Origin of the sequence: Nonomuraea sp. NPDC049141 (assembly GCF_040648415.1) — a bacterium.
Taxonomy (GTDB): Bacteria; Actinomycetota; Actinomycetes; order Streptosporangiales; family Streptosporangiaceae; genus Nonomuraea.
In genome coordinates this window covers 194,068-218,545 of sequence record NZ_JBEZDR010000010.1, presented here as the reverse complement: position 1 = coordinate 218,545, position 24,478 = coordinate 194,068, and the positions used below count along the sequence as shown (strand labels likewise).

Annotated in this window: 21 protein-coding genes and 1 riboswitch; of the genes, 14 read left to right on the top strand and 7 right to left on the bottom strand. The window is 70.4% G+C overall.

Annotated features, from left to right (window positions below):
- Positions 1-6: 6 nt before the first annotated feature.
- From AB0B91_RS30125 to AB0B91_RS30115, 3 genes are read right to left on the bottom strand one after another with little or no spacing between them, the layout of a single operon-like run.
- Complete coding sequence (locus AB0B91_RS30125; protein ID WP_358326669.1) at positions 7-846, bottom strand: sugar ABC transporter permease; 840 nt, start codon at positions 844-846, stop codon at positions 7-9.
- On the bottom strand, positions 843-2,411 hold the full coding sequence (locus AB0B91_RS30120) for an ABC transporter permease subunit (RefSeq protein WP_358326666.1): 1,569 nt from the start codon (positions 2,409-2,411) through the stop codon (positions 843-845). The genes AB0B91_RS30125 and AB0B91_RS30120 overlap by 4 nt, the downstream gene beginning before the upstream one ends.
- Before the next feature lie 4 nt (positions 2,412-2,415).
- Positions 2,416-3,696, bottom strand: coding sequence for a maltose ABC transporter substrate-binding protein (locus tag AB0B91_RS30115; RefSeq protein WP_358326664.1), 1,281 nt, complete (start codon positions 3,694-3,696; stop codon positions 2,416-2,418).
- 267 nt (positions 3,697-3,963) lie between these two features.
- On the opposite strand from AB0B91_RS30115, the gene AB0B91_RS30110 reads away from it, so the two are divergent.
- The 3 genes from AB0B91_RS30110 (at position 3,964) to AB0B91_RS30100 (ending at position 7,813) form a co-directional block, all read left to right on the top strand.
- Positions 3,964-5,451 (top strand): glycoside hydrolase family 13 protein, encoded by a 1,488-nt coding sequence (locus AB0B91_RS30110; RefSeq protein WP_358326661.1) that lies wholly within the window; start codon positions 3,964-3,966, stop codon positions 5,449-5,451.
- Positions 5,452-5,576: 125 nt separating this feature from the next.
- On the top strand, positions 5,577-6,917 hold the full coding sequence (locus AB0B91_RS30105; protein WP_358326658.1) for a HAMP domain-containing sensor histidine kinase: 1,341 nt from the start codon (positions 5,577-5,579) through the stop codon (positions 6,915-6,917).
- A 77-nt stretch (positions 6,918-6,994) separates the two neighbouring features.
- The gene (locus AB0B91_RS30100) at positions 6,995-7,813 is read left to right on the top strand and encodes an SAM-dependent methyltransferase (RefSeq protein ID WP_358326655.1); all 819 of its coding nucleotides are present in this window, start codon (positions 6,995-6,997) and stop codon (positions 7,811-7,813) included.
- Here AB0B91_RS30100 and AB0B91_RS30095 read toward each other — a convergent pair.
- Positions 7,810-9,144 carry a cation:dicarboxylase symporter family transporter gene (locus AB0B91_RS30095; RefSeq protein WP_358326652.1) on the bottom strand — a complete coding sequence of 445 codons (1,335 nt, stop codon included), beginning with the start codon at positions 9,142-9,144 and terminating at the stop codon, positions 7,810-7,812. The genes AB0B91_RS30100 and AB0B91_RS30095 overlap by 4 nt on opposite strands.
- A gap of 105 nt (positions 9,145-9,249) precedes the next feature.
- On the opposite strand from AB0B91_RS30095, the gene AB0B91_RS30090 reads away from it, so the two are divergent.
- The 5 genes from AB0B91_RS30090 (at position 9,250) to AB0B91_RS30070 (ending at position 15,765) form a co-directional block, all read left to right on the top strand.
- Complete coding sequence (locus tag AB0B91_RS30090) at positions 9,250-10,764, top strand: ATP-binding protein (RefSeq protein ID WP_358326649.1); 1,515 nt, start codon at positions 9,250-9,252, stop codon at positions 10,762-10,764.
- Positions 10,761-11,426: a response regulator gene (locus AB0B91_RS30085; RefSeq protein ID WP_358326646.1), complete on the top strand. Its 666-nt coding sequence runs from the start codon at positions 10,761-10,763 to the stop codon at positions 11,424-11,426. The genes AB0B91_RS30090 and AB0B91_RS30085 overlap by 4 nt, the downstream gene beginning before the upstream one ends.
- 72 nt (positions 11,427-11,498) lie before the next feature.
- Positions 11,499-13,538: an N-acetylneuraminate synthase family protein gene (locus tag AB0B91_RS30080; protein WP_358326643.1), complete on the top strand. Its 2,040-nt coding sequence runs from the start codon at positions 11,499-11,501 to the stop codon at positions 13,536-13,538.
- 11 nt (positions 13,539-13,549) lie between these two features.
- The gene (locus tag AB0B91_RS30075) at positions 13,550-14,530 is read left to right on the top strand and encodes a glycosyltransferase family 2 protein (protein ID WP_358326641.1); all 981 of its coding nucleotides are present in this window, start codon (positions 13,550-13,552) and stop codon (positions 14,528-14,530) included.
- Entirely contained in the window at positions 14,527-15,765 is a 1,239-nt protein-coding gene (locus AB0B91_RS30070; RefSeq protein WP_358326638.1) for an alpha-2,8-polysialyltransferase family protein, read from the top strand. Before AB0B91_RS30075 ends, AB0B91_RS30070 begins: the two co-directional genes overlap by 4 nt.
- A gap of 108 nt (positions 15,766-15,873) precedes the next feature.
- On the opposite strand, the gene AB0B91_RS30065 is transcribed toward AB0B91_RS30070, so the two are convergent.
- The gene (locus AB0B91_RS30065; RefSeq protein WP_358326635.1) at positions 15,874-17,040 is read right to left on the bottom strand and encodes a DUF6716 putative glycosyltransferase; all 1,167 of its coding nucleotides are present in this window, start codon (positions 17,038-17,040) and stop codon (positions 15,874-15,876) included.
- Between the two features lie 110 nt (positions 17,041-17,150).
- Positions 17,151-18,095 (bottom strand): hypothetical protein, encoded by a 945-nt coding sequence (locus tag AB0B91_RS30060; RefSeq protein ID WP_358326631.1) that lies wholly within the window; start codon positions 18,093-18,095, stop codon positions 17,151-17,153.
- A gap of 95 nt (positions 18,096-18,190) precedes the next feature.
- Here AB0B91_RS30060 and AB0B91_RS30055 point away from each other — a divergent pair, with 95 nt between their 5' ends.
- From AB0B91_RS30055 to AB0B91_RS30040, 4 genes are all read left to right on the top strand, one after another.
- Positions 18,191-19,018, top strand: a complete 828-nt coding sequence (locus AB0B91_RS30055; protein ID WP_358326628.1) for an aldo/keto reductase — start codon at positions 18,191-18,193, stop codon at positions 19,016-19,018.
- 19 nt (positions 19,019-19,037) lie between these two features.
- On the top strand, positions 19,038-19,991 hold the full coding sequence (locus tag AB0B91_RS30050) for a Gfo/Idh/MocA family oxidoreductase (protein WP_358326625.1): 954 nt from the start codon (positions 19,038-19,040) through the stop codon (positions 19,989-19,991).
- A gap of 118 nt (positions 19,992-20,109) precedes the next feature.
- Positions 20,110-20,246, top strand: a riboswitch (cyclic di-AMP (ydaO/yuaA leader).
- An 11-nt stretch (positions 20,247-20,257) separates the two neighbouring features.
- Positions 20,258-20,938 carry a CHAP domain-containing protein gene (locus tag AB0B91_RS30045; protein ID WP_358326622.1) on the top strand — a complete coding sequence of 227 codons (681 nt, stop codon included), beginning with the start codon at positions 20,258-20,260 and terminating at the stop codon, positions 20,936-20,938.
- A 258-nt stretch (positions 20,939-21,196) separates the two neighbouring features.
- Positions 21,197-21,361, top strand: coding sequence for a hypothetical protein (locus tag AB0B91_RS30040; protein WP_214641500.1), 165 nt, complete (start codon positions 21,197-21,199; stop codon positions 21,359-21,361).
- Positions 21,362-21,465: 104 nt separating this feature from the next.
- Here the strand turns inward: AB0B91_RS30040 and AB0B91_RS30035 are convergent, their stop codons facing one another.
- Positions 21,466-22,371, bottom strand: a complete 906-nt coding sequence (locus AB0B91_RS30035) for a hypothetical protein (RefSeq protein ID WP_358326619.1) — start codon at positions 22,369-22,371, stop codon at positions 21,466-21,468.
- A 145-nt stretch (positions 22,372-22,516) separates the two neighbouring features.
- On the opposite strand from AB0B91_RS30035, the gene AB0B91_RS30030 reads away from it, so the two are divergent.
- Together AB0B91_RS30030 and AB0B91_RS30025 are read left to right on the top strand one after the other, a co-directional pair.
- A complete protein-coding gene (locus tag AB0B91_RS30030; RefSeq protein WP_358326616.1) occupies positions 22,517-22,948 on the top strand; it encodes a YciI family protein in 432 nt (143 codons plus the stop codon).
- Between the two features lie 42 nt (positions 22,949-22,990).
- On the top strand, positions 22,991-24,232 hold the full coding sequence (locus AB0B91_RS30025; protein ID WP_358326613.1) for an RNA polymerase sigma factor: 1,242 nt from the start codon (positions 22,991-22,993) through the stop codon (positions 24,230-24,232).
- The last annotated feature ends 246 nt before the right edge of the window (positions 24,233-24,478 follow it).

Here is a 24,478-nt window from a genome sequence, read left to right as displayed (position 1 = left end):
TGAGACCTATCCCTTGACGGCTCCGGCCGTGAGCCCGGAGACGATGTACTTCTGCAGCCATAGGAACACGCCGACGGTGGGTACGGCGGTGAGCAGCGTGGCCGCGGCGAACATGCCGAAGTTGGCGTTCCGCTGGTCCCCCGCGATCATCCCGTACATGCCCACGGCCAGCGTCTTGCTCTCCGGATCGCGCAGGAAGACGTTGGCCATGATGAACTCACTCATCGTGCCGATGAAGGCCAGCAGCGCCGTGACCGCCAGGATCGGCGTGACCAGCGGCATGATGACCCGCCAGAAGATCTGCGCGTGCGTGGCCCCGTCGACGGTGGCCGCCTCGTCCAGCTCCTTGGGGACGGTGTCGAGGAAACCCTTCATCAGCCAGGTGTTCACGCCCAGCGCGCCGCCCAGGTAGAGCAGCATGAGCCCCCACACGGTGTTGAACCCGAACGCCGGGTAGAGCTCGGTCACCCTGGTGAAGATCATGAAGATCGTCACGATGGCCAGGAACTGCGGGAACATCTGGATGAGCAGCAGCGCCAGCAGCCCGACCCGGCGCCCGCGGAACCGCATCCGGCTGAAGGCGTAGGCGGCGAACATCGACAGCAGCAGGCTGGCGAACGACGACGACAGCGCGATGAACGTCGAGTTGAGGAACCACCTGGCGAACGGATACCGGTCGGAGGTGAACAGATCGGCGAAGTTCCCGAGGCTGGCCCCGGTCGGCAGCAGGTCGGTGGAGGCCAGCGTGCCCAGCGGGTTGATCGCCGCGGAGATCACGAACAGGATCGGGAACACCGCGAACGCGCACACCACCAGCACGAACACGTGCCGCAGCGCGAGTCTCATGCGTAGACCTCCTCCTGCTTGCGGGTCCGGCGGAAGGCCACCACGGAGATGAGCGCCACGATCGCGAAGATGAACACCGAGATCGAGGCGGCGAAGCCGAACTGCGCGCCATAGGTGCCGAACGCCAGCCGGAAGGTGTAGGTGATCAGCAGGTCGGTGGCCCCCACCTGCGGGCTCTCCGCCGGGAACGGGCCGCCCTCGCTGGTCAGCGCGATCGCGTTGAAGTTGTTGAAGTTGAAGGCGAACGACGAGATCAGCAGCGGCGTGAGCGCCACCAGCAGCAGCGGCAACGTCACCTTGCGGAAGCCGTGCCACGGCGTCGCCCCGTCGATGGAGGCGGCCTCGGTCAGCTCGCGCGGGATCGCCTGGAGCGCGCCCGTGGTCACCAGGAACATGTACGGGAAGCCCAGCCACAGGTTGACCAGGATGACCGCCAGCCGGGCGGTGGACGGCTGCCCCATCCAGTCGACGTCCAGCCCGAAGAGCTGGTTGACCAGCCCGAAGTCGCGGTTGAACATGTCCCGCCAGACCAGCAGCATCGCGAAGGAGGGCATCGCGTAGGGCAGGATCAGCGCGATCCGGTAGACGCGGGTGCCGCGCATGCGCGGGTGGTGCAGGGCCAGCGCCACCGCCATGCCGAGCGCGAACGTGGACGCCACGGACACCAGCGCGAACACCACGTTCCACCCGAAGACACCGATGAAGTAGCCGGAGATCGTGGGGTTCGTCAGCACCCGGGCAAAGTTCGCGAAGCCGACGCTGACCTGCCAGCCCTGCGCGAGGTGCGCGCCCTTGGCGTTGACGAAATAGCCCTGCCCCTCGTCGGCCGTCCACCGGTCGCCCTCGCCCTGGACGCAGTCGCAGCGCGCGTCGTAGACGAGCGCCGCCCGCCCCTCGACCGCGCGGCTCAGCCCGTTCGCCTTGATCAGCCCGCCCCGGGTCGGTACGGCCAGCGCCGCGATCTGCTGCGCCCTGGCCGCCGCCTGCGGGGCCGTCAGCACGGTGAAGCCGGGCGCCTTCAGCACCTTGCCCGTCACGCCCACCTGGGCGCCGCTCACAGGTGCGAGCCCGGCCTGGTCGCCCGACTGGACCTGCTTGGTCGCCGGGTCCACCAGGAGGAAGACCAGCTTGTCGCCCTTCAGCGCGCTGGTCAGGCTGTACTCGGGCGAACCGGGCGCCTGCCGCACGGAGCCCGTCTCGATCGCCGTGATGGCCGCCGTCTTGTCGCCGCGGTGGCCGTCGCCGAAGTTCGTGAACGCCGTGCTCACCGTGTAGAGGACCGGGAAGACCTGGAAGGCGATCAGGAAGAGGGTGCCGGGGATCAGGTATTTGGCTGGGATGAACCGGCGGGTCAGGTAGAGGTAGGCGATCACCGCGGTGGCGCCGCCGAGGATCGCCAGGGCGGGCCACGACCCGGCCGCCACCAGGGGCGGCGCCGCGTACACCAGGAGCGCCGCCGCCACCGCGAGCACCGCGATCCTGCTCACCAGGAAAGCCGTGGTGATCTCGCGGCGGGGCCGCGGGGGAGCATGAGCCCCCGTGGCCTCACGCACGTCCAGGGTCATGGCGTCAGTTCTTGAGCGAGGTGTCGATGGCCTTCTGCGCGGCCGCCGCGGCCTTGGCCGGGTCGCCGCCCTTGACCACCGCCGCCTCGGCGATGCCGAACGGCTCCCAGACCGCCTGCATCTCGGGGATGGCCGGCATCGGCAGGCCGTTCTTGCCCGCGTCCATGAACTTGCCGGCGTCGGGGTCGGTCGCGCCGACCTCCTGCAGCGCCTCGGTCAGCGCCGGGGGTCGCGGGTCGGCCGCGTACAGGGCCTTGGCCACGTCCTTGTTGGTCACGTAGTTGGCGACGAACTCCTGCGCGAGGGTCTTGTTCTTGCCCTTGGAGGCCACGAAGAACGACTGGACGCCGACGAACGGCGTGGCGGGCTTGCCGTCCTTGAACGACGGGACGGGCGTGATGTCGTAGCTAATGCCGCCCTTCTTCACGTCGCCCATGGCCCAGGGGCCGGAGATCAGGAACGCGCACTTGCCGCCCGCGAAGCTCGCGACGTAGTTCTCGTTGGTGATCGACGTCTTGAGCGCGCCGTCACCCTTCTCCCCCAGCTCCTTCAGCTTGCCGAACGCCTTGACCGAGTCGGGCGAGCCGAGCAGCACCTTCTTCGGGTCCGGGTCGCCGGAGGCGGTGGTGCCGAACAGCGAGCCGCCGCCCGCCGCGAAGAGCGGGTAGACGTGGAAGGCGTCGCCCTTCTGCGCCACCGGCAGGCAGAGCACCTCCTTGACCTTGCCCGCGGCCTTGAGCGCCTTGCCCTGCTTGACCAGGTCCTCCAGCGTCGCGGGGGCCTCGGGCGCGAGCTTGGTGTTGCGGATCAGCGCGATGTTCTCCACCGCGTACGGCGCGGCCATCACCTGCCCGTCGAAGGTGACCGCCTTCATGGCGATCTCCGGGAACGCCGCCTTCTGCGCGTCGGTGAGGTTGACCGGGTCGATGGCGCCGTTCTGCACCAGGTTGCCGATCCAGTCGTGCGCGCCGACCATGATGTCCGGGCCGCTGCCCTGCTGAGAGGCGGTCAAGAAGGTCTGCTGGTTGTCCTTGCTGATCTCCTTCACCTCGACGGTCACGCCGTTCTCGGTGCCGAACTGATCGGCGAAGGGCTTGAGCGCCTTGACCCGGTTGGGGTCGGCCCAGATCACGAGCTTGCCGCCGCCCTTGGCGGCGGGGGCCGAGGCCGAGGTGGCGGAGCCGCTGGGGGCGGCGGAGGGGGTGCCGGGCTGCGAACCGCCGCACGCCGTGGCGGCTAATGCCAGGGACGTGAGAGCGGCCACACCCAGGGCTCGCTTGCGCATGGGACCTCCTGAGGTCCGGAGGGAGCTATTGACCGCTTTCGCGGCTTATATTTCCGGGACGTTAGCGAGTCTTTGCAAGAATTGGAAGAACTTGCGAAAGAGCGTTACCTGATCCAGATGCGCTGGATGCTCCCTTGACCTCGCCACCTGGTCTCCTGGGAGAAGTACGGTGTTATCTGCAACTTTCCGCAACTTACGCTTGACCCCACAGAACCACGCAGGCCATCCTGCACCAGACATCACGGACATTTCCCCCGGAGGACCGCAATGCTCGGCAACGACGATTGGTGGCGGGACGCCGTCGTTTACCAGGTGTACCCACGCAGCTTCGCCGACGCCAACGGCGACGGCATCGGGGACCTGCCGGGCGTGCGCGAGCGCCTCGGCTACCTCGGCGAGCTGGGCGTGGACGCCATCTGGTTGAGCCCCTTCTACACCTCGCCGATGGCCGACGGCGGCTACGACGTGGCCGACTACCGTGACGTGGACCCGATGTTCGGCACGCTGGCCGACCTCGACGGGCTGATCGACGACGCGCACGAGCTGGGCATCAGGGTGATCGTGGACCTGGTCCCGAACCACTCCTCCGACCGGCACCCGTGGTTCCAGGCGGGGCTGCGCGACCGCTACATCTTCCGGGACCGGCCCAACGACTGGGAGTCCATCTTCGGCGGGCCCGCCTGGACACAGGTCGCCGACGGGCAGTGGTATCTCCACCTCTTCGCCCCCGAACAGCCCGACCTCAACTGGGAGCACCCGGAGGTGCGGGCCGAGTTCCGCGACATCCTGCGGTTCTGGCTGGACCGCGGGGTGGACGGCTTCCGCGTCGACGTGGCGCACGGCATGGTCAAGGCCGCCGGGCTGCCCGACGTGGGGCCGAAGGAGGGCCGCCAGGCCGAGATGCTCGGCGACGAGCGCGTGCCGTACTTCGACCAGGACGGCGTGCACGAGATCTACCGCGAGTGGCGGCCGATCCTCGACTCCTACCCCGGCGGGCGGATGGCCGTCGCCGAGGCGTGGGTGTCCTCGCCCGAGCGGCTGGCCCGCTACGTCGGCCCCGACGAGCTGCACCAGGCGTTCAACTTCGACTTCCTGCTGGCCGACTTCCACGCCAAGTCCTTCCGCGCGGTCATCGAGAAGGCGCTGGCCGAGGCGGAGCTGGTCGGCGCGCCGACCACCTGGGTGCTGTCCAACCACGACAAGCCCCGGCACGTCACCCGGCACGGCGGCCTGGCCCGGGCCAAGGCGGCCACGCTGCTCATGCTGGCGCTGCCCGGCTCGGCCTACCTCTACAACGGCGAGGAGCTCGGCCTGCCCGAGGTGCTCGACCTGCCGGACGAGCTGCGGCAGGACCCGGCGTTCCTGCGCAGCGGCGAGAGCCGCGACGGCTGCCGAGTGCCGATCCCGTGGACCACCGCTCCCGGCTTCGGCTGGCGGGACCCGTGGCTGCCGATCCCCGAGTCGTGGGCGCCGCTGTCGGCCGAGGCCCAGCACGACGACCCCGCCTCCACGCTGAACCTCTACCGGGCCGCGCTGCGCCTGCGCAAGGCCCACCCGGCGCTCGGCGGCGGCACGCTGGCCTGGCTCGACTCCCCCAAGGACGTGCTGGCCATCGAGCGCTCGCCCGGCCTGGTCGTCGTCCTGAACACCGGCGACGAGCCGGTGGAGGTGACCGGCGAGGTGCTGCTGTCGAGTGGCCCGCTCACCGCCGACGGCACCCTCCCGCCCGACACCACGGTGTGGCTCCAGCGCTGAGGCCGGCTGCGGCCCGTACGGCCTTCGCGGGCTGTGCGGGCTGTACGGCCCGCGCGGGTGGACCATGGGGGAAATTTTCCCTTTGATCGCCTCATCGCGGTACTTACCGTTAGTAGCCTCGTTTAATGTCACGCGTCTGGGCGAGGTCCCTGCGTGGCCGCGTCACGTTCGTGGCGGCCGCCGTGGCGGCCTCGGTACTGATTCCCGCGGGGGTCGGCAGCGTCGTCGTGGCCAGGTCCGTGATCGAGGCCCACGTGTGGGAGGAGACCAGGGACGCCGCCGAACAGGTGGCGGTCGAGTCACGCGGTGGCGACCTCCCCCTGGGCGCGGCGATGCCGCTGCCCGACCCGTACGTCGACCTGATCCAGGTCGTGGCCCCGGGCGGTCAGGTGATCGGGACGAGCGACGCGGCCCGCAACCTGCCGCGGCTGAGCGACGTCTGGCCCACGCCCGACAACCGGGTCATCAGCACCACGAACTGCATCCCGAGGATGTGCATCCATCTGACGGCCGTACGCGTGTCGCCGGCGCCGAGTTCGAACGTCGTGTACGCCGGGCGCACCACGCCGGGCCTCCTGGACCTGCGGCTCCTGGAGACCGTGGTGTTCACCCAGATCGTCATGCTCATGGCCCTGGCCACCTGGACGACCTGGCTGACCATGGGCCGGGCCCTGCAACCGGTGGGCGCGATGCGGGCCGAGCTCGACGAGGTCAACGCCAGCGACCTGAGCCGCCGGGTGACCCAGCCGCCGGGGGACGACGAGGTCGCCGAGCTCGCGCGGTCCGTCAACGGCACGCTGGCCCGTATGGAACGTTCCGCGTGCCAGCAGCGCCGCTTCGCCTCCGACGCCTCGCACGAGCTGCGCACCCCCATCGCCGGGCTGCGCGCGCAGTTGGAGAGCGCCCAGCTCTACCCGGAGGACACCGACTTCGTCGCCCTGGTGGACAGCGCGCTGCGCGACACCGACCGGCTCGAAGCGATCATCACCGACCTGCTGCTGCTGGCCAGGATCGGCTCGCGTGTGGACGTGGTGAAGGAGCGGGTGGACCTCGCGGCCCTGGTCCGCGACGAGCTGTCGTGCCGCGAGGACCCGCTGCCCGTCAAGCTGGCGCTGGACGAGGGCGTCGTGGTGGACGGGGTACGGATGCAGCTGGCCCGGGTGCTGACGAACCTGCTGGACAACGCCCAGAGGCATGCCGAGAGCATCGTCAGGGTGGTCGTCACCAGATGCGGGGACATGGCCGTCGTGTCCGTGGAGAACGACGGCGTGGAGATCGCGCCGACGGACCGCGAGTGCATCTTCGACCGCTTCACCCGGCTGGACGCGGCCCGCAGCCGCGACGCCGGCGGCACCGGTCTGGGCCTGGCCATCGCGCGCGACGTCGCGGTGGCGCATCGCGGCGAGATCCGCGCCGAGGAGTACCGCGGCGGCGCCCGCTTCGTCCTGCGGCTGCCTGCCGTGTGACACGATCCACCTACCGTCGTTCGCCTTGTGACATGAACCGGTGGATTTACGTGCCCTTTGTCCGGGATCATGGGGACATGACGGAACAAGCGCCGCAAGGTGTGGACCCGCACATCCCCAACGCGGCGCGGATGTACGACTACTTCCTTGGTGGCAAGGACAACTTCAAGGCCGACCGGGAGCTCGCCGAACTGGTCATGAGCGTGTTACCCGAGGTCAGAGAGGGCACGAGGCAGAACCGCAAGTTCATCGGGCGAGTGGTCGAATACCTCTGCCGTCAGGGCGTCACCCAGTTCCTCGATCTGGGATCCGGTCTCCCGGCCGCGGAGAACGTGCACGAGGTCGCCCACCGGTTCGCGCCGGACGCGCGCGTGGTGTACGTCGACAACGACCCCGTGGTCGCCGCGCACGGCCGCGCCCTGCTGGCCGACCCGGAGAAGGTCACCATGGTGCTGGCCGACGGCCGCGAGCCGGAGAAGATCCTCGGGCATCCCGAGGTGCTGTCCGTGCTGGACTTCGACCGGCCGGTCGCGGTGCTCATGATGTTCTTCCTGCACCTGGTGCCCGACGAGGACGAGCCGCAGGAGTTCGTGGCCACCTACCGCGACGCGCTGGCGCCGGGCAGCTATCTGGCCATCTCGCATGTCGGCAACGACGTCGTGCCGGAGCGGGTGGCCAAGATCAGCGAGTTCTACCAGAAGGCGAACGCGCCGTTCTGCCCGCGCCCCGGCACGGAGATCGCCCGGTTCTTCGGTGACTTCGAGCTGATCCCGCCGGGGCTGGCGAGCGGCCTGGGGCCGGAGATCGGCTGGCCGTTCAACGACCCCCAGGAGACGCAGTTCCTCGATGAGGAGATGGCGCGGATGGGCTACGCGGGTATCGGCCGCAAGCCCTAGACCGTCGTCATCTCCCGTTGCTCGTCCGCCGCGGGCGGTTCGGGTCGCACGTCCTCGTCCAGCAACGTCGCCTCGTCGAACGGCACGTTGCCGGCGAGCACCTCGGCCGCCCGCGCCTTGTCGAACTCGCCCGTCCAGGTGGCGACGAGCACGGTGCCGATCGCGTTGCCCGCGAAGTTCGTCAGCGCCCGGGCCTCGGACATGAAGCGGTCGATGCCGACGATGAGGCCGACACCGTCGACCAGCTCGGGCCGGTGCGACTGCAGGCCGCCGGCCAGCGTGGCGATGCCGGAGCCGGTCACGCCCGCCGCGCCCTTCGAGGCGATCATCATGAACCCCAGCAGCGCGAGCTGCTCGCCGAAGCGCAGCGGCGACCCGCTGGCGGAGGCGATGAACAGCGTGGACATGGTCAGGTAGATCGCGGTGCCGTCGAGGTTGAAGGAGTAGCCGGTGGGCACCGTGATGCCCGCCACGGTACGGCTCACGCCGAGGTGCTCCATCTTGGCGATCAGCCTCGGCAGCGCGGCCTCGGACGACGACGTGGACAGGATCAGCAGGAACTCGCGGCCCAGATAGCGGAACAGCGGCCACAGGCCGATCTTGGCCACCCCCCAGAGCAGCGGGCCGAGCACCAGCCCGACGAACAGCACACAGGTGGTGTAGAAGGCGATCATGATGATGGCCAGGCTCTTGAGTGCGTCGAGGCCGGTGGCGCCGACGACCGCGGCGATGGCGCCGAACGCGCCGACCGGCGCCGCCCACATGATCATGGCGAGGATGCGGAACACCAGCCGCTGGATGTGCTCGATGGCCGTCAGGATCGGCGCGGCCTTGGGCCCGATGGCCTGCAGCCCGAATCCGGTGAGCAGCGCGACCAGGAGCGTCTGCAGCGTCTGACCCTCGGTGAACGCCGACACCACCGTGGTGGGGATGATGCCGAGCACGAAGTCGACCGAATCGGTGGCGCCCCCCTTGGCCGCCTCGCCCTCGGCGACCTTCTTGGCGGCGTCGGTGAGGTGCAGCCCCGAGCCCGGGTCGATGAGGTTGCCGACCAGCAGCCCGATGATGAGGGCTACCGTGGACATGATGAGGAAGTAGCCGATGGTGAGCCCGCCGACCTTGCCGACCTTGGCCGCCTTGGTGACCGAACCGATGCCGAGCACGATCGTGCAGAAGATGATCGGGCTGATCATCATCTTGATCAGGTTGACGAAGCCGGTGCCGAGCGGCTTGAGCGCCTGGCCGACGTCCGGCCAGACGAATCCCACCAGGATGCCGAGCAGGACCGCCGCGATGACGGCCAGGTAGAGATAGCGAGTGCGATCACGCATGGAGGGTCTCCGGTCGCTATGAGTGAAAGTCCTAACCATGCGACTATGCGGTCCGTGGTGATCCAGGTCACTATTGCGTAAGTTTCGTTCATTGAGAGGTCCACGATGCGCCGCTGGAGCCTGGCAGGGCAGATGTTGCTCCTGCAACTGCTGGTGGTCACCGTCACGCTGGTGGGCGCCGCCACGCTCGTCTCCGTGCTGGCGGACCAGCTCGTCACCGCCGAGGCGGCGGGCGCGGCCAGGTCGGCGGCGGCCGCCGTGGCGGCCTCGCCCGACGTGCTGGCCGCCCTGGACGAGCCGTCGCCCACCACGCGGCTGCAGCCGTACGCCGACCGGGTGGAAGCCGAGTCGGGCGTCGACTTCGTCACCATCATGAAGCCCGACGGCACCCGCTACACGCACCCCAACCGGGCGGAGATCGGCAAGCGGTTCCTCGGCCACATCGACCGCGCGCTGCGCGGCGAGACGTTCACGGAGACCTACACCGGCACGCTCGGCCCGTCCGTGCGGGCGGTCGCCCCGGTCCACGCGGGCGGCCCGAACGGCCCGATACGGGCGCTGGTCAGCGCGGGCATCAAGGTCGACCGAGTGAGCGCCAGGCTGCGCGGCCAGCTCGTCTGGACCGGGCTCATCGCCCTGCTCGGGCTCGCCCTCGGCGCCGTCGGCACCTGGCTGGTGACCGCCCGGCTCCGCAGGCAGACGCACGGGCTCGGCCCGGTCGAGCTGGGCCGCATCCACGAGCATCACGACGCGGTCCTGCACGCCGTACGGGAGGGGCTGCTGCTGGTCGGCAGGGACGGCACGCTGACGCTCTGCAACGACGCCGCGCGGCAACTGCTCGACCTGCCCGCCGACGCCGAAGGGCGGCACCTGGACGAGCTGGGCCTGTCGGGGCTGTTCGACACGGATCAGGAGCGCGTGCACCTGGTCGGCGACCGGGTGCTGGCCGTCAACGGAGCGGCCAGCAGGCTCGGCACCGTGGTGACCGTCCGGGATCACACCGAGCTGCAGGCGCTGGCCGGGCAGCTGAACGCCGAGCGCGGCTTCGCCGACTCGCTCCGGTCGGCCGCCCATGAGTCCGCCAACAAGCTGCACACGGTCATCACGCTGGTGGAGCTGGGCCGTACCGAGCAGGCGGTGGCGTTCGGCACCGCCGAGCTGCGGGCGGCGCAGGAGCTCACCGACCGAGTGATGGGCGCGGTACGCGAGCCGATCCTGGCCGCGCTGCTACTGGGCAAGAGCGCCGAGGCGGCCGAGCGCGGCAGCGAGCTGGTGATCAGCCACGACAGCGACCTGGACGACCTCGGCCTCGACCCCGGAGAGCTGGTGACCATCGTCGGCAACCTCATCGACAACGCGATCGACGCGGCCACCCGGGTCGAGGTGCTGCTGCGGGGCGGCCGTGACGGCTTCCTCATCCGGGTGGCCGACGACGGGCCCGGCCTGATCGCGCCCGACGCGTTCCGGAAGGGCTGGACCACCAAGGGCGACGGGCACGGGCTGGGGCTCGCGCTGGTCGGGCAGGCGGTGCGGCGGCTGGGCGGCACGATCGAGGTGGACGGCTCGGTGTTCACCGTACGGCTGCCCGTGCCCCAGCCCGTGGCGGAGCCGGTCCGATGATCTCGGTGCTGGTGGTCGAGGACGAGGAGATCACCGCCGAGGCCAACCGCATCTACGTGAACCGGGTGCCGGGCTTCGAGGTGGCGGGCGTGGTGCGCTCGGGCGGGGAGGCGCTGCGGTTCCTGCGGCGCACGCCGGTCGATCTCATCCTGCTCGACCTGTACCTGCCCGACATGCACGGGCTGGAGGTCTGCCGGGCCGTACGGGCGGGCGGGCTGCTGTGCGACGTGATCGCGGTCACCTCCGCGCGCGATCTGGCCATGGTGCGCAGGGCCGTGTCGCTGGGCATCTCCCAGTACCTGCTCAAGCCGTTCACCTTCGCGACACTCAACGAGAAGTTGACCGGCTATGCCCGGTTCAAGGAGGAGGCCGGCGAGATCGTCGGCCAGGGCGACGTGGACCGGGTGCTCGGCACCCTGCGCGGCCGCTCCGAGCTGCCGAAAGGGATGGCCCGCGACACCCTCGACCTGGTCGCCGCCGAGCTGCGCGGCCGGCCCGCGGGGATGTCGGCGCAGGCCGTGGGGACGGCTGCCGGGGTCTCCAGGGTGACCGCCCGCAGATACCTGGAACACCTGGTGGAGCTGGGGGTGGCGGTCCGGATGCCGCAGTACGGAGCGGTGGGCCGTCCAGAACTGCTCTACCGGATCCCCCCGGAAAGTTAATTAGGGGGACGCTGCCAGTTCAATCCGCGCCTCTAGCTTCGGGATGCCACCCGTTAGCACTGAGGAGTCACGTTGCGAGTCCTGGCCGTTGTTCCCGCCCGCGGAGGTTCCGCAGGCGTTCCGTTGAAGAACCTCGCGCCGGTCGGCGGTATTCCCCTGGTCACCCGTGCCGTGCGCGCTTCGCTGCGCAGCGAGCTGATCGACCGGGTCGTGGTCAGCACCGACCACGCGGGGATCGCCGAGGCCGCCAAGGAGGCCGGCGCGCTCGTCGTGGACCGTCCCGAGGAGCTCAGCGGCGCGACCGCCTCCAGCGAGTCGGCGGTGCTGCACGCGCTCGACGCGCTCGGCGAGGACCCCGAGGTGGTCGTCCTCGTACAGTGCACCAGCGCGTTCATCGACTCCGACGACCTGTCGGCGGCCGTGCGCAAGGTGCTGGACGGCGAGGCCGACACGGTCGTGTCCGGCCTGCCCACGCACGAGTTCCTCTGGACCGCCGCCGGCGGCGGGATCAACCACGACCCCGCGATCAGGCAGCGCAGGCAGGACCGCGAGCCGCAGTTCCGCGAGAACGGCGCCTTCTACGTCATGCGCACCTCCGGGCTGCGCGAGCACGGCCACCGCTTCTTCGGCACCGTCGCCGTACAGCCGGTGCCCGTGCGCCACGCGATCGAGATCGACGAGCCCGAGGACCTGGAGCTGGCCCGCGCGCTGGCCCCGTTCGTGGACGTGCCCGAGCCGATCGACGTCGACGCGGTCATCACCGACTTCGACGGCGTCCACACCGACGACCGCGCCTACGTCGACTCCGACGGCCGCGAGATGGTGCTGGTCAGCCGCTCCGACGGGATGGGCATCGCGCTGCTGCGCCGCTCCGGGGTGAAGGTGCTGGTCATGTCGACCGAGCACAACCCGGTCGTGGCGGCCCGCGCCCGCAAGCTGGGCGTCCCCGTGCTCCAGGGGCTGGCCGAGAAGCGGGTCGTCCTGCGTGACTGGCTGACGATCGAGGGCCTGGACCCGGCCCGCGTCGCCTACGTGGGCAACGACGTCAACGACCTGGGCCCGATGGCCGAGGTGGGCTGGCCGATCGCGGTGCCCGACGCGCACCCGCGGGTACGCGCGGCCGCCAGGGTCGTGCTGTCCAGGCCGGGCGGCGACGGAGCGGTCCGCGAGCTGTGCGACCGGGTCGTGGCGGCCCGGCCCGAGACGCCCGCCGCCCCCGAGGTCAAGCCGCGTCCCAGGTTCGGCCCGGTGGCGGTCGGCGAGGTGCTGGTCGGCGACGGCGAGCCCGTCTACGTCATCGGCGAGATCGGCATCAACCACAACGGCGACCTCGACCTCGCGCGCCGGCTCATCGACGTGGCGGCCGACGCGGGCTGCCAGGCGGTGAAGTTCCAGAAGCGCACCCCGGCGATCTGCGTGCCCGAGGCGCAGAAGAGCCAGATCAGGCAGACGCCCTGGGGCGAGATGACCTACCTGGAGTACAAGGAGCGGACCGAGTTCGGCCACGACGAGTACCGCCAGATCGCCAAGTACTGCGACGAGCGCGGCCTGCACTGGTTCGCCTCGCCGTGGGACGTGCCCTCCATCGACTTCCTGGAGGAGATGGACGTCGTGGCGCACAAGGTGGCCTCGGCCAGCGTCGCCGACCACGAGCTGCTCCGCGCCCTCGCGGCGACCGGCAAGCCGATGATGCTGTCGACCGGCATGTCCACGCTCTCCGAGATCGACCAGGCCGTCGAGATCCTCGGCACCGACAACCTGATCATGATGCACGCCACCTCCACGTACCCCCTCCCGCCGGAGGAGGCGAACCTGCGCACGATCACCACCCTCAAGGAGCGCTACGGCGTGCCGGTCGGCTACTCCGGCCACGAGCGCGGCCTGCAGATCTCGCTGGCCGCGGTGACGCTCGGCGCGGTCTGCGTGGAGCGGCACATCACGCTCGACCGCACCATGTGGGGCTCCGACCACGCCGCGTCGCTGGAGCCCGCCGGCCTGGAGCACCTGGTACGCGACATCCGGATCATCGAGCAGGCGATGGGCGACGGCGTCAAGCGCGTCTTCCCCGGCGAGGAGGCGCCCAAGGCCCGCCTGCGCCGCGTCACCGTCTGACGAGCGCCATCTTGATCACTCTGTCCGTCATCGTTCCTGTGCGTGACGGCGAGCGTTTCATCGCCGACGCGCTCTCCTCGCTCCGCCGCAACGCCCGGCCCGACTTCGAGTTCATCGTGGTCGACGACGGGTCGGTGGACGCCACCGGCGACATCGTCGAGGACTTCCGCGCCGACCTGCCCGGTCTTGCCGTGCTGCGCAATCCGGCGCCGGTCGGCCTCGCGGACGCCCGCAACACGGGGCTGTCGGCCGCCTCGGGCCGGTACGTCACGTTCATGGACGGGGACGACTGGCTCGCCCCCGGCTATCTGCCCCAGCTCGTCGAGGCCATCGACGGGCTCGGCTGCGACTTCGTACGCGCCGACCACGTGCAGGTCGAGGGCCGCAAGCGGGTCGTGCACCGCGCCCCGCTGGCGCGGCGGGACGCGGTGCTCGACCCCCGGGACGCGATCCTGCCCGCGAACGTGCGGACCATGGTCGACTACCCCTACGCGTGGGCCGGCGTCTACCGGCGCTCGCTGCAGGACCTGCTGCACTTCCCCGGCTCGCTGCACACCGCCGAGGACCGCCCGTGGATCTGGCGGCTGCACCGGGAGGCGGCCACGTTCGCGGTGGTGTCGCTGGCCGGGGTGTTCTACCGGCGGATGGTGTCGGGGTCGCTCACGCGGGTGGGCGACGAGCGGCAGCTGCACTTCTTCGACGCCTTCGAGCTGGTGTTCAAGGACCTTGAGGAGGAGTTCCTGCCGAAGGCCGTACGCAACTTCTGCGCGCTGCTCGCGCACCACCTGGAGATCGCCGACCGCTTCACCCCGCAGTTGCGCGCCCGCTTCGAGGAGCGCGGCGCGGAAATGGTACGGGCGCTGCCCACCGCCCTGGTGGCGGACGCGGTGGCGCGCATGTCCGTGGACCGCGAGGCCACGCTGCGGGCGCTGCTGCCCGACCTCCCCCCAAGCCCCCACGTCCGGCTCCGCCGTGAACGGGAGGACTCATGACCACGGTCTTCTACGCCTCGACGCTGTTCGGGGCGATGTCGCTGGCGGCCGGGATCGACGACGGCCGGTTCGCCGAGGGACGCAGGGTCCTCATCGTGTCGAACAACGCGGCGATCCCCGAGGTGACCGTCCCCCTGGACCGGACACCGGGCTTCGCCGTGCTGCGCTCCCGCTTCGACGCGATCCACTCGTGGAACGAGCTGATCGCGCCGCTGCACCCGTCGGAGTGGAAGGCCCGCGTCATCGAGGTGCCGATGATGGAGCGGCTGATCCGCTCCCAGCTCGCGCTCGACGACGTGGAAGAGCTGGTGCTGGAGTCGATCGCGGTGCCGCCCGCCCGGACGATCGCCGGGCTGGTGCGCGACTGCCCGATCACCGTCTACTCAGACGGCCTGATGAGCTACGGCCCGACGCGCGACCCGCTGCCCGCCGAGATCTTCCGCCGCATCACCCGCCTGCTGCACCTGGACCTGGTGCCGGGGCTGGAGCCGCTCTTACTGAGCGAGTACGACGTGCCGGCCTCGCTCCTGCCGGACGAGGCGTTCCTGTCGGTGCTCCGGCAGGTGGCGACGACCGCGCCCGACATGCTGGCCGGGCAGGCGATGATCCTCGGGCAGTACCTGTCGGCGCTGGAGATCGTCACGCCGGAGGAGGAGGCGGCGCTGCACGAGTCGATGCTGCGCGGCCTGGTCGCCCGCGGCTTCTCGAGCGTGGTGTTCAAGCCCCACCCGGCGGCCGGCCGCAGGCACGCCCAGTTGCTCAGGGCCGCCGCCGAGCCGCTGAACGTGCGGCTGACCGTGGCCGATGAGAGCGTCCCCGCCGAGGTGTGCTTCTCGGCGCTCCGGCCCGAGCTGGTCGTGGGCTGCTTCTCGACCGGCCTGGTCACGGCCGGGCGGTTCTTCGGGCTGCCGGTGGCCTCGTTCGGCACCGAGCTGGTGCTGGAGCGGCTGGCCCCGTACGAGAACAGCAACCGGGTGCCCGCCACGATCGTCGACGCCCTGCTGCCCCGCATGTCGGTGGACGGCACCATCGAGCCGGCGCCGCGCGGCTACCTGCGGGAGCTGGTGCGGGCGGTGGGCTACTGCATGCAGGCGGAGACGTATCCGGAGCTGCGGCCGGTGGACTTCGACTTCGACCCGCGCTACTTCAAGCGCAAGCGGCTGGAGACCCTCGACCTGACGGCCAAGCCCACCGCGCTGACGCGGCTGCGCCGGAAGATCAAGTCGGCCATCTGAGGGGCGCCACCCGGCAGGGGCGGGCGGCGCCCCGCCCCTGCCCTGCCGGGGCACGCCCCGCCCTGCACGCCCCGCCCTGCCGGGGCAGCCCATCCCGAGGGCACTCCCTTAGGACAGCGCCCGCAAATATCGGCGCATCCGCCGCTTTGCCCGGTAACCGGCACGTAGCACGGTGGGGTGCACGTCCAGGCGCATCCTGGCGCGGCGGCGGGCGGCGGCGTGCTCGGGCCCGTCGAGCAACGACCTGGCCGGGACCCGGGGGCCACCGGTCACCAAGCCGCCCAGCAGGCCCACCCAGTCGTTGCGATCCATCGAGTGGAAGTAGTTGGCCGCGCACCACCCGGCGTCGGCGGCGCGGAAGCCGCCCGTGGCCAGCTCGCCGAGCGTGCCCAGCAGCCCGCTGCCCTCGAACACCAGGTTGATCATCTCCGCGCTCACACCGAAGTCGCTCAGCACCAGCAGCGGAACGTCCTGCGCGATGGCCTCCAGCGCCGCCGTCGAGCTGACCGTCACGAACCCGGCCGCCTGAGCGAGCTGGTCGTGCATCGAGCCCGCCTCGAACGCCACCCGCCCCGGCTCGCCGAGCTCGCGCCAGAGCCGCTGGTAGTGGTGGCGTTCGTTGTGCGTCTGCCGTTCGTCCTCCAAGGCGCGCAGCTTCACCACCACGTCCAGGTCCGGCCGGCGGGCGGCCAGCTCGGCCAGCGACAGCAGGATGCGTTCGCGATCCTCGCGCTCACGCGGCACCTTCGCCTGGGTGGCGAACACCACCCGGTTCCCGCCGCCGCGCACGGCCCGCGGGCGCAGGAACGGCAGCCGGGCCAGCCCGACCGCCCCTCCCCCGCCGAGCTCGGCGGCGATCCCGGCGAACTCGGCCACCTCCCGCTCGCTGTGCACCACGAACAGGTCGCAGCCGCTGCGGAACAGCCACGCCTTCTCCGTCGCGGGCACCGAGATGCCCGGCAGCCCGGTCACGAGCACCGGCCGCGGCCGCAGCCCGGCGAACGCCTCGGCCACCAGCACGTCCACGACCGGCCCCGTACAGGCCACGATGATCGCGTCCGGCCGCGTACGTTCCGCCAGCCGCCGCACCGCCCGAGCCGACATCAGCGGCGGCGTGGGGCGGTCGCCCACGGCGGCGGCGATCTGCTCGGGCGACGGCGCGATCGGCGTGCGCACCACGACGAGCTCCGTCCCAGAGCCGGGAGGCAGGTCGCCGAGCAGGCAGGCCGCCCACTTCAGGTACGAGTCGGAGTCGGCCACGGCCAGCACTCTCACGCGGTCACTCCAGTCGGATACGGGTTGACGATGGTCACCCGGTTGTTCCAGTCAGGTAGGGGTTGCGGCCGGTCATCAAGACGTTCCGGTCAGACGGGGGTCGGTGCCGGTCACCCGGCCACACCGGTCAGATGCGAACGCAGGGCGGGAGCCGCCCTGCTGGTCCACCAATCGTCCGGTACGTCCACCGGCTCGACCGCGACGCCGCGCGGCGTGAGCAGCACCCCCAGCGAGCTGATCGCGGTGGACGGCAGGCTGAGCACCCGCTGGCTGGGGTCGAGGCCGCGCAACGTCAGCTCGGCCGGCACGCCGGCGTCGTACACGGTGATCCCGGGCCGCTCGCGGATGAGCGCCACGTCCGCGGGGTCCTCGCGGCGGTGCGGGAAGTAGGCGAGCGGCTCCTCGGTGGCCAGGTCCGTCAGCCAGCTCAGATAGCGGTCGCGGCGCACCAGCCCGTTCCTGACCAGGGAGGTGCCGAGCACGACGGTCCGCTCGACCGGTCCGGGACCGCCCAGCGGCTGCTCGCGCAGCCACCCGAAGTCGTGGCGGACCAGGTCGACGCCCGCCGCGCGGACGGCCAGCGCCAGCTCGTCGGACACCGGCAGCGCGGTGAAGACCGACACCCGGCTCGCGCGTAGCCTGATCCCCGCCGCCAGCCCCAGCGCCGCACGCAGCTTCCCCGGCTGCGCCCGCGCCCGCAACAGCGGCTTGTACGGCCCGGCGGCCAGCAGTTCGAGCAGCCGGAGCGTGGCCAGCCCGTCATCGACGATCACGATCCGGCCCGGAAGGGACACGAGCCAGCGGAGCTGAACCCGCCCGGAGAAGGCGTCGCCGACGGCGTGCGGGGAACGCGGCATGCGCTCGCGCGGCTCGGCCAGCTCCAGCCCCTCGGGCAGCGCCAGATCGGACAGCGCCCGGCGGGTGGCCTTCAGCGCCCGCAGCCCGGCGCGCGGGACGACGGCGGTGACCGGCCCGAGCAGCCCAGCGCGGTGGGCCTCGATGGCGCACAGCATCTGGAGCGGGGACTCCACCCAGGCCGACGCCTGTTTGCCCACTCTGATCTCCCCGCGTGGTGTGGCCCATTAACGACCGCTTCAAGCTAGCCCGCCCGCCTTAAGCCGTCAGAAACGACACGTGAACAATGGAGACCATGAACTCGCTACTACTCAATACGGACGGCGTACAGGTGCCGCAGCTCGGGTTCGGCGTCTGGCAGGTGCCTAGCGACGTGGCCGAGCAGGTCGTGACGACCGCTCTGGAGGTCGGTTACCGCCACGTCGACACCGCCAGCGCCTACGGGAACGAGGAGGGCGTCGGCCGTGCCGTGCGCGCCTCGGGGATCCCGCGCGAGAAGCTGTTCGTCACCACCAAGCTCTTCAATCCCGACCACGGCCGGGCCGAGGAGGCGTTCGACGAGAGCCTGTCGCGGCTCGGGCTCGACTACGTGGATCTCTATCTGATCCACTGGCCGTTGCCGGAGCACGGCACGTACATGCAGGCGTGGCGCGGCCTCGAGAAGATCTACCGTCAGGGGCGGGCGAAGGCGATCGGTGTGTCCAACTTCACCGTCGAGACGCTCACCCGGGTGATCGACGAGGCGGAGATCACGCCGTCCATCAACCAGATCGAGCTGCACCCGTACTTCCAGCAACGGCGGCTGCGGGAGTTCCACGAGGCCAACGGCATCCTCACCGAGGCGTGGAGCCCGCTGGGGCAGGGCCAGGGCCTGCTCGGCGACCCGGCGCTGGCCGTGCTGTCGGAGAAGTACGGCAGGACGCCCGCGCAGATCGTGCTGCGCTGGCACATCCAGCTCGGCAACGTGGTGATCCCCAAGTCGGTCACACCGGCCCGGATCAAGGAGAACTTCGAGGTGTTCGACTTCGTCCTCGACGCCGAGGACATGGCGGCGATCGGCGCCATGAACACGACGGATGGCCGCATCGGTCCCGATCCGGACACTTTCCACTGGATGGGTTGATTCCCTACGATCTCCCCCCATGAAGAATTTCGCATGGGGTATCGCGGCCACGGGTGTCATCGCCAAGCGGGTCGGCACGGTCATCGCGGCTGAGCCGGGGATGCGGGTGGCCGCCGTCGGCTCCCGCGACCTCGGCCGCGCGCGGGCACTGGCCTCGGAACTGGGCGCCGAGTCGGCGTACGGCTCGTACGAGCAGTTGTGCGCCGACCCCGCCGTCGACGCGGTCTACGTGGCGACCCCGCACGCCCAGCACCTGGAGGTGGTCGAGGCGGCGATCGCGGCGGGCAAGGCGGTGCTGTGCGAGAAGCCGCTCGCCGCGTCCGTCGCCGACGCGGAGCGGATGGTACGCCTCGCGCGCGAGGCCGGGGTCTTCCTGATGGAGGCCATGTGGATGCGGTTCAACCCGCTGATTCAGCGGGTGGCCGCCGATCCCCGGTTCGAGGAGATCCGCTCGGTCCAGGCGTCGTTCGGCTTCACGTTGCCGTACGACCCCGCGCACCGGCTGTGGGCGCCGGAGCTGGGCGGCGGGGCACTGCTCGACCTGGGCGTCTACTCGTTCGGGCTGGCGCAGCTCCTGCTCGGGATGCCGGAGCGGGCGCACGTCACGGGCTCGCTGGCGCCCTCGGGGGTGGACGCGGAGGCGGGCGGGGTGCTGGTCTATTCGGGCGGCCGGCGGGCTCTGGTGGAGTGCTCGCTGCTGGGCCCGTACGCGAACGACGCCTACGTGGTGGGGACCGGCATGCGCGCGGACATCAAGGCGCCGTTCTGGGCGCCGGAGCGGGTCGTGCTGAGCGGGCCGTCGATGGAGACGGAGGAGCTCGTGCTCGATCCGGCGGACAACGGATACGCCGGCGAAGTCCGCGAGGTGCGGGCCGCCGTGGCCGCGGGAAGTAAAGAATCCGCGATCATGCCACTTGACGAAAGCCTTGCCATGATGGGGCTTCTGGCAGATGCACGGGGGCAACTCTCCTGACCAGGAGTTTTGCTATTTGTAATCCTCTTGCCCCATGTATTACCTTGTACGACATCTAAGGCATACGTACCTGTTTGTCCGGTTCTTTGCCTGACCATCGCGCAAGTATCACAGGATCGTCCTGTGACCGCTGAATCCGCCTCGTGCGGAACCGGGGACCCATGTCCTTTGGGGTGAATCGGCACGTCAGTGCCGTAGGGCAGCTTCCACGCCCGAACCCGTCAGCTAACCCGGTAAGCGGCATGGAAGCAAGGAGAACCCCCTCGATGGCCATGAGTCGTCTTACCCGTGCCCCCAAACTGACCTTCGCCCAGGCCGCCCTCGGTGTGGCCGTCGCGGCCGCCGCCATCGGCGGGCAGTCCACCGCCCACGCGGAGACCATCAGTTCCGGCACTCAGCAGCACGCCGCCGCGCCCGCGGACCACCCGGAGGTCAAGGTCCAGGCCAAGGCCAAGATCTCGGCCGCGCAGGTCCTGGCCCTGGCCAAGGCCCAGGTCGGCACCACCGAGGACGCCGCCGGCGGCGGCACCAAGTTCCAGAAGTGGTACATGAACACGCCGCGCGCCCTGGAGACCGTCAAGCGTGACGGCGGCAGCAGGCAGGAGTACCTGAACGCCGCCTGGTGCTCGATGTTCGTCTCCTGGGTCGGCGCGCACACCGGCGCGCGCAGCATGGTCGGCTGGGACGCCTACACCGTCGAGCACGCCCGCTGGTTCGCCAAGAACCACCGCTGGGGCCAGGCCCCGAAGCCGGGCGCCGTGGTGTTCTTCTCGTGGAGCGGCAGCAAGAGCCTGGACGACATCCAGCATGTCGGATTCGTCGTCAAGGACAACGGCAACGGTACGATCTCCACGATCGAGGGCAACACCGGCAACGGCACGGTCGCCCAGCGCGTCCGGCCGAAGTCCCAGGTGGTCGGCTACGGATACCCGAACTACACCGGCTGACGGCTACTCCCCGAGCCCTCCGGCCCGACTCTCCCCCACAAGCTTTCCTGTCGACGAGCGCGCGTCCTTTGGGCGAGCGCTCGTCGGCGTCTTCCCGGGCGTGTTGTTTCGGAACAGCCGAAAGGCCATCACGTTCCACCGAACACCGCATTATCCGGCCGTAACCCCCCAAGTTTGGGGATGTACGGGTCCGCCCGTCACCTCCAACACTGGCGATGGCCGGACAACGCGCCGGTTCTCGATACCGCAGGAGGGGACATGTCACCGACGACCCAGCAGGACAACTGGCGGTTCTGTAACAAGTGCTACACCCTTTGGTGGAACGGTCGCCCCGACAACGGGCACTGCCCCGCGGGTGGCGCCCACGAGGGACACGGCAGCTGGAACTTCTACCTCCCGGCGAACCCCGCCGAGCACATCTGACGCAAGACCGGCCCCCACCCGGCCGATCCCCCCGCGAGGCCACGGCTTCGCGGGGAGTTCTGCGTGGGTTGCCTGCTCGCCGGGTCAGCCCAGTTGCTGGGCGTTCAGGCCGATGAGGCGTTCGCAGGCGGGGCTTTCGTCTGGGTAGAGAACCTGGATGTCGATGAGGAGGTCCGTCCCGGGGTCGACGCTGTGTCCGCCGCCTTCAGGGGAGCCGAGCAGGACGGCGCCGTCGGTGCCGTTGCGGAGGATCTCGCCCCAGACAGGCGGCGCAGCACCCGACGCGCCGCCGACGTGCCCTTCTTCTGCAGCCGTCGGCGTTGCCGGTGCCGCCGTTCCCGCAGCGTGCGGACGTGGCCGTTGCCGCCGATCGGCCCGGCCAGCGCGGGTTCGGGCAGCACCGCGCCATCGGAGGTGACCGCCAGGTTCGCCACGCCCTGATCCACCCCGACGAAGCCACCGACCGGCTCCCGCACCGCCGGCTTAGGCAAGGTGAGGGCGACCTGCAGCAGCCACACGCCGCGGCGACAGATCAGGTCGGCCTCACCGAGCGGCAGCGCGTCTACGGCTTTGAGGTCTTCGGGCCGGCCGGTGTAGGAGATGGTGACGCGGCCGGTGGGCGTCCACAGCGACACCGTGCGGGCGTCACGGTTCCAGCTGAGCAGCCGGGCGTCGTAGGGGACGGCGCCGTGCGGCCGGAAGATGTGAGCGCGTTTCTTGGTGGCGCGCCGGTTGGCGTAGACGCCGGCGACCCGGGCGATCGCCCGCACCGCCGCCTGCGCACCCAACCCCGCCACCTGCGCCCGCACCTCGTAATAGGCCAGCAGATGCAACTCCACCACAGAGAACACACGGTGCTGCCAGGCCAGCCGGGAGACAATGGTGGCCGCCTCATTACACAACAGCACCGCCACCGCCAGCGCCTCAGCTTGGGCCGGGGTGGGCGTGAGCCGCAGTTGCACGACGGTGGGCAGGCCGTGGCGTTTGGCGGCGGAGCGGCGGATCGCCATCGCGCACCTCCTGTCACAACGCCCTCACCCACCGCACACATTACCGAACGCGACCGAGACTTTCCATACTGTTTTCGAAAGGAGGGGTGGCGCTTCTCCTGGTCCTGAAGGACCAGGTCTCCGCGCCACAATCCAGATGAAGTTCATGATCGTAGGGAAGGCCAACGAGGCGACCGAGGCCGGGGAACTGCCCAGCCAGGAGCTCGTCGACGCGATGGGCGCCTACAACGAGAGCCTGGCCAAGGCGGGGGTACTGCTGGCCGCCGAGGGGCTGTATCCCAGCTCCCACGGGGCGCAGATCGCCTATACCAAGGATGGCAAGGCGACCGTGCTCGACGGGCCGTTCGCCGAGGCCAAGGAGCTGATCGCCGGGTTCTGGCTGATCCAGGTCAAGTCCCGGGACGAGGCCATCGCATGGGCGCTGCGGGTGCCTGTGCCCGGTGGGCATGAGGGGATCGGGCTGGACGTCTGGCAGGTGTTCGACGCGTCCGACCTGCCGGACGACTCGATGAGCCCCGAGGCGGCCGAGCGCGAGGCGCTGTTGCGGGAGCGGCTGCTGCGATCCGCCGAAGACTAGCAGCTTGCGTGATCTTGGGTCGGCTGGTCTTATGACCAGGTGATGGCTTCCGATACACACCGGGCGATCGAGACGGTCTGGCGGATGGAAGCGGCTCGGCTGATCGCCGGCCTCACCGGGCTGGTGCGCGACCTCGGTCTGGCCGAGGAGCTGGCCCAGGACGCGCTGGTCGCGGCGCTGGAGCAGTGGCCGGAGTCGGGCGTGCCGCGCAATCCCGGAGCCTGGCTCATGACCGTCGCCAAGCGCCGCGCCATCGACCTGCTGCGCCGCCGGGAACGCTACGCGCACAGGCTGACCGAGCTCGGCCGCGAGCTGGCCGAGCCGGACGCCGAGGCCGAGCTGCCCGGCGTGGACGAGATCGAGGACGACCTGCTGCGGCTGGTGTTCACGGCGTGCCATCCGGTGCTGTCCACCGAGGCGCGGGTGGCGCTCACGCTGCGGGTGCTCGGCGGGCTGACCACCGACGAGATCGCCAGGGCGTTCCTGGTCCCGGAGCCGACGGTGGCACAGCGGATCGTCCGCGCCAAGCGGACACTGGCCGACAAGCAGGTGCCGTTCGAGGTGCCGCAGGGCGAGGAGCTCACCGGCCGCCTGTCGTCTGTTCTGGAGGTCATCTACCTGATCTTCAACGAAGGCTACTCGGCCACGGCCGGTGACGACTGGATGCGGCCGGGGCTCTGCGCGGACGCGCTGCGGCTCGGCCGGGTGCTGGCCGGGCTGATGCCCAAGGAGCCCGAGGTGCACGGCCTGGTCGCGCTGATGGAGATCCAGGCGTCGCGCGCGGTGGCCCGGGTGGGCTCGTCCGGCGAGCCGATCCTGCTGCTGGAACAGAACAGGGGCCGCTGGGACCGCCTGCTCATCCGCCGTGGCCTGGACGCGCTCCAGCAGGCCGAGGACCTCGGTGGCGACCTCGGCCCGTACGTGCTGCAGGCCGCCATCGCCGCCTGTCACGCACGGGCACTCACCGCCGAGGAGACCGACTGGCGGGCCATCGCCACTCTCTACGCGGCGCTGGCGCGGATGTCGCAGTCGCCGGTCGTCGAGCTCAACCGGGCGGTCGCGCTCGCCATGGCGTACGGTCCGGCGGTCGGGCTGGAGCTGGTGGACCAGCTCGTCGACGAGCCGGCGCTCAAGGGCTACCACCTGCTGCCGAGCGTACGCGGGGATCTGCTGGTCAAGCTGGGGCGGCCGGAAGAGGCGCGGGCCGAGTTCGAGCGGGCGGCGGCCATGACCCGCAACACCCGGGAACGCACCCTGCTCCAGGAACGCGCCGCCGCCTGCTGACCCGCCCCCGGCCCGCCGTACGACCGTCTCAAGGGCCGTGACTACGAGAAAAGCCCGCAGTGGATGGGCGACATGCCCAGAAAGCAAACACAAACGAGTCCCTTGTGATGGGAGCGCTCCCAAACGGCTCTTTGCGCCCTTCATCACCAAAAATCCCTTTCTAGACCGAGAAATAGCCCCATAGGTAACGGTTGCGTTTCAGCGCATTGACGGGCAAGGGCCGCAAGTGCACCCTTTGTGGGAGCG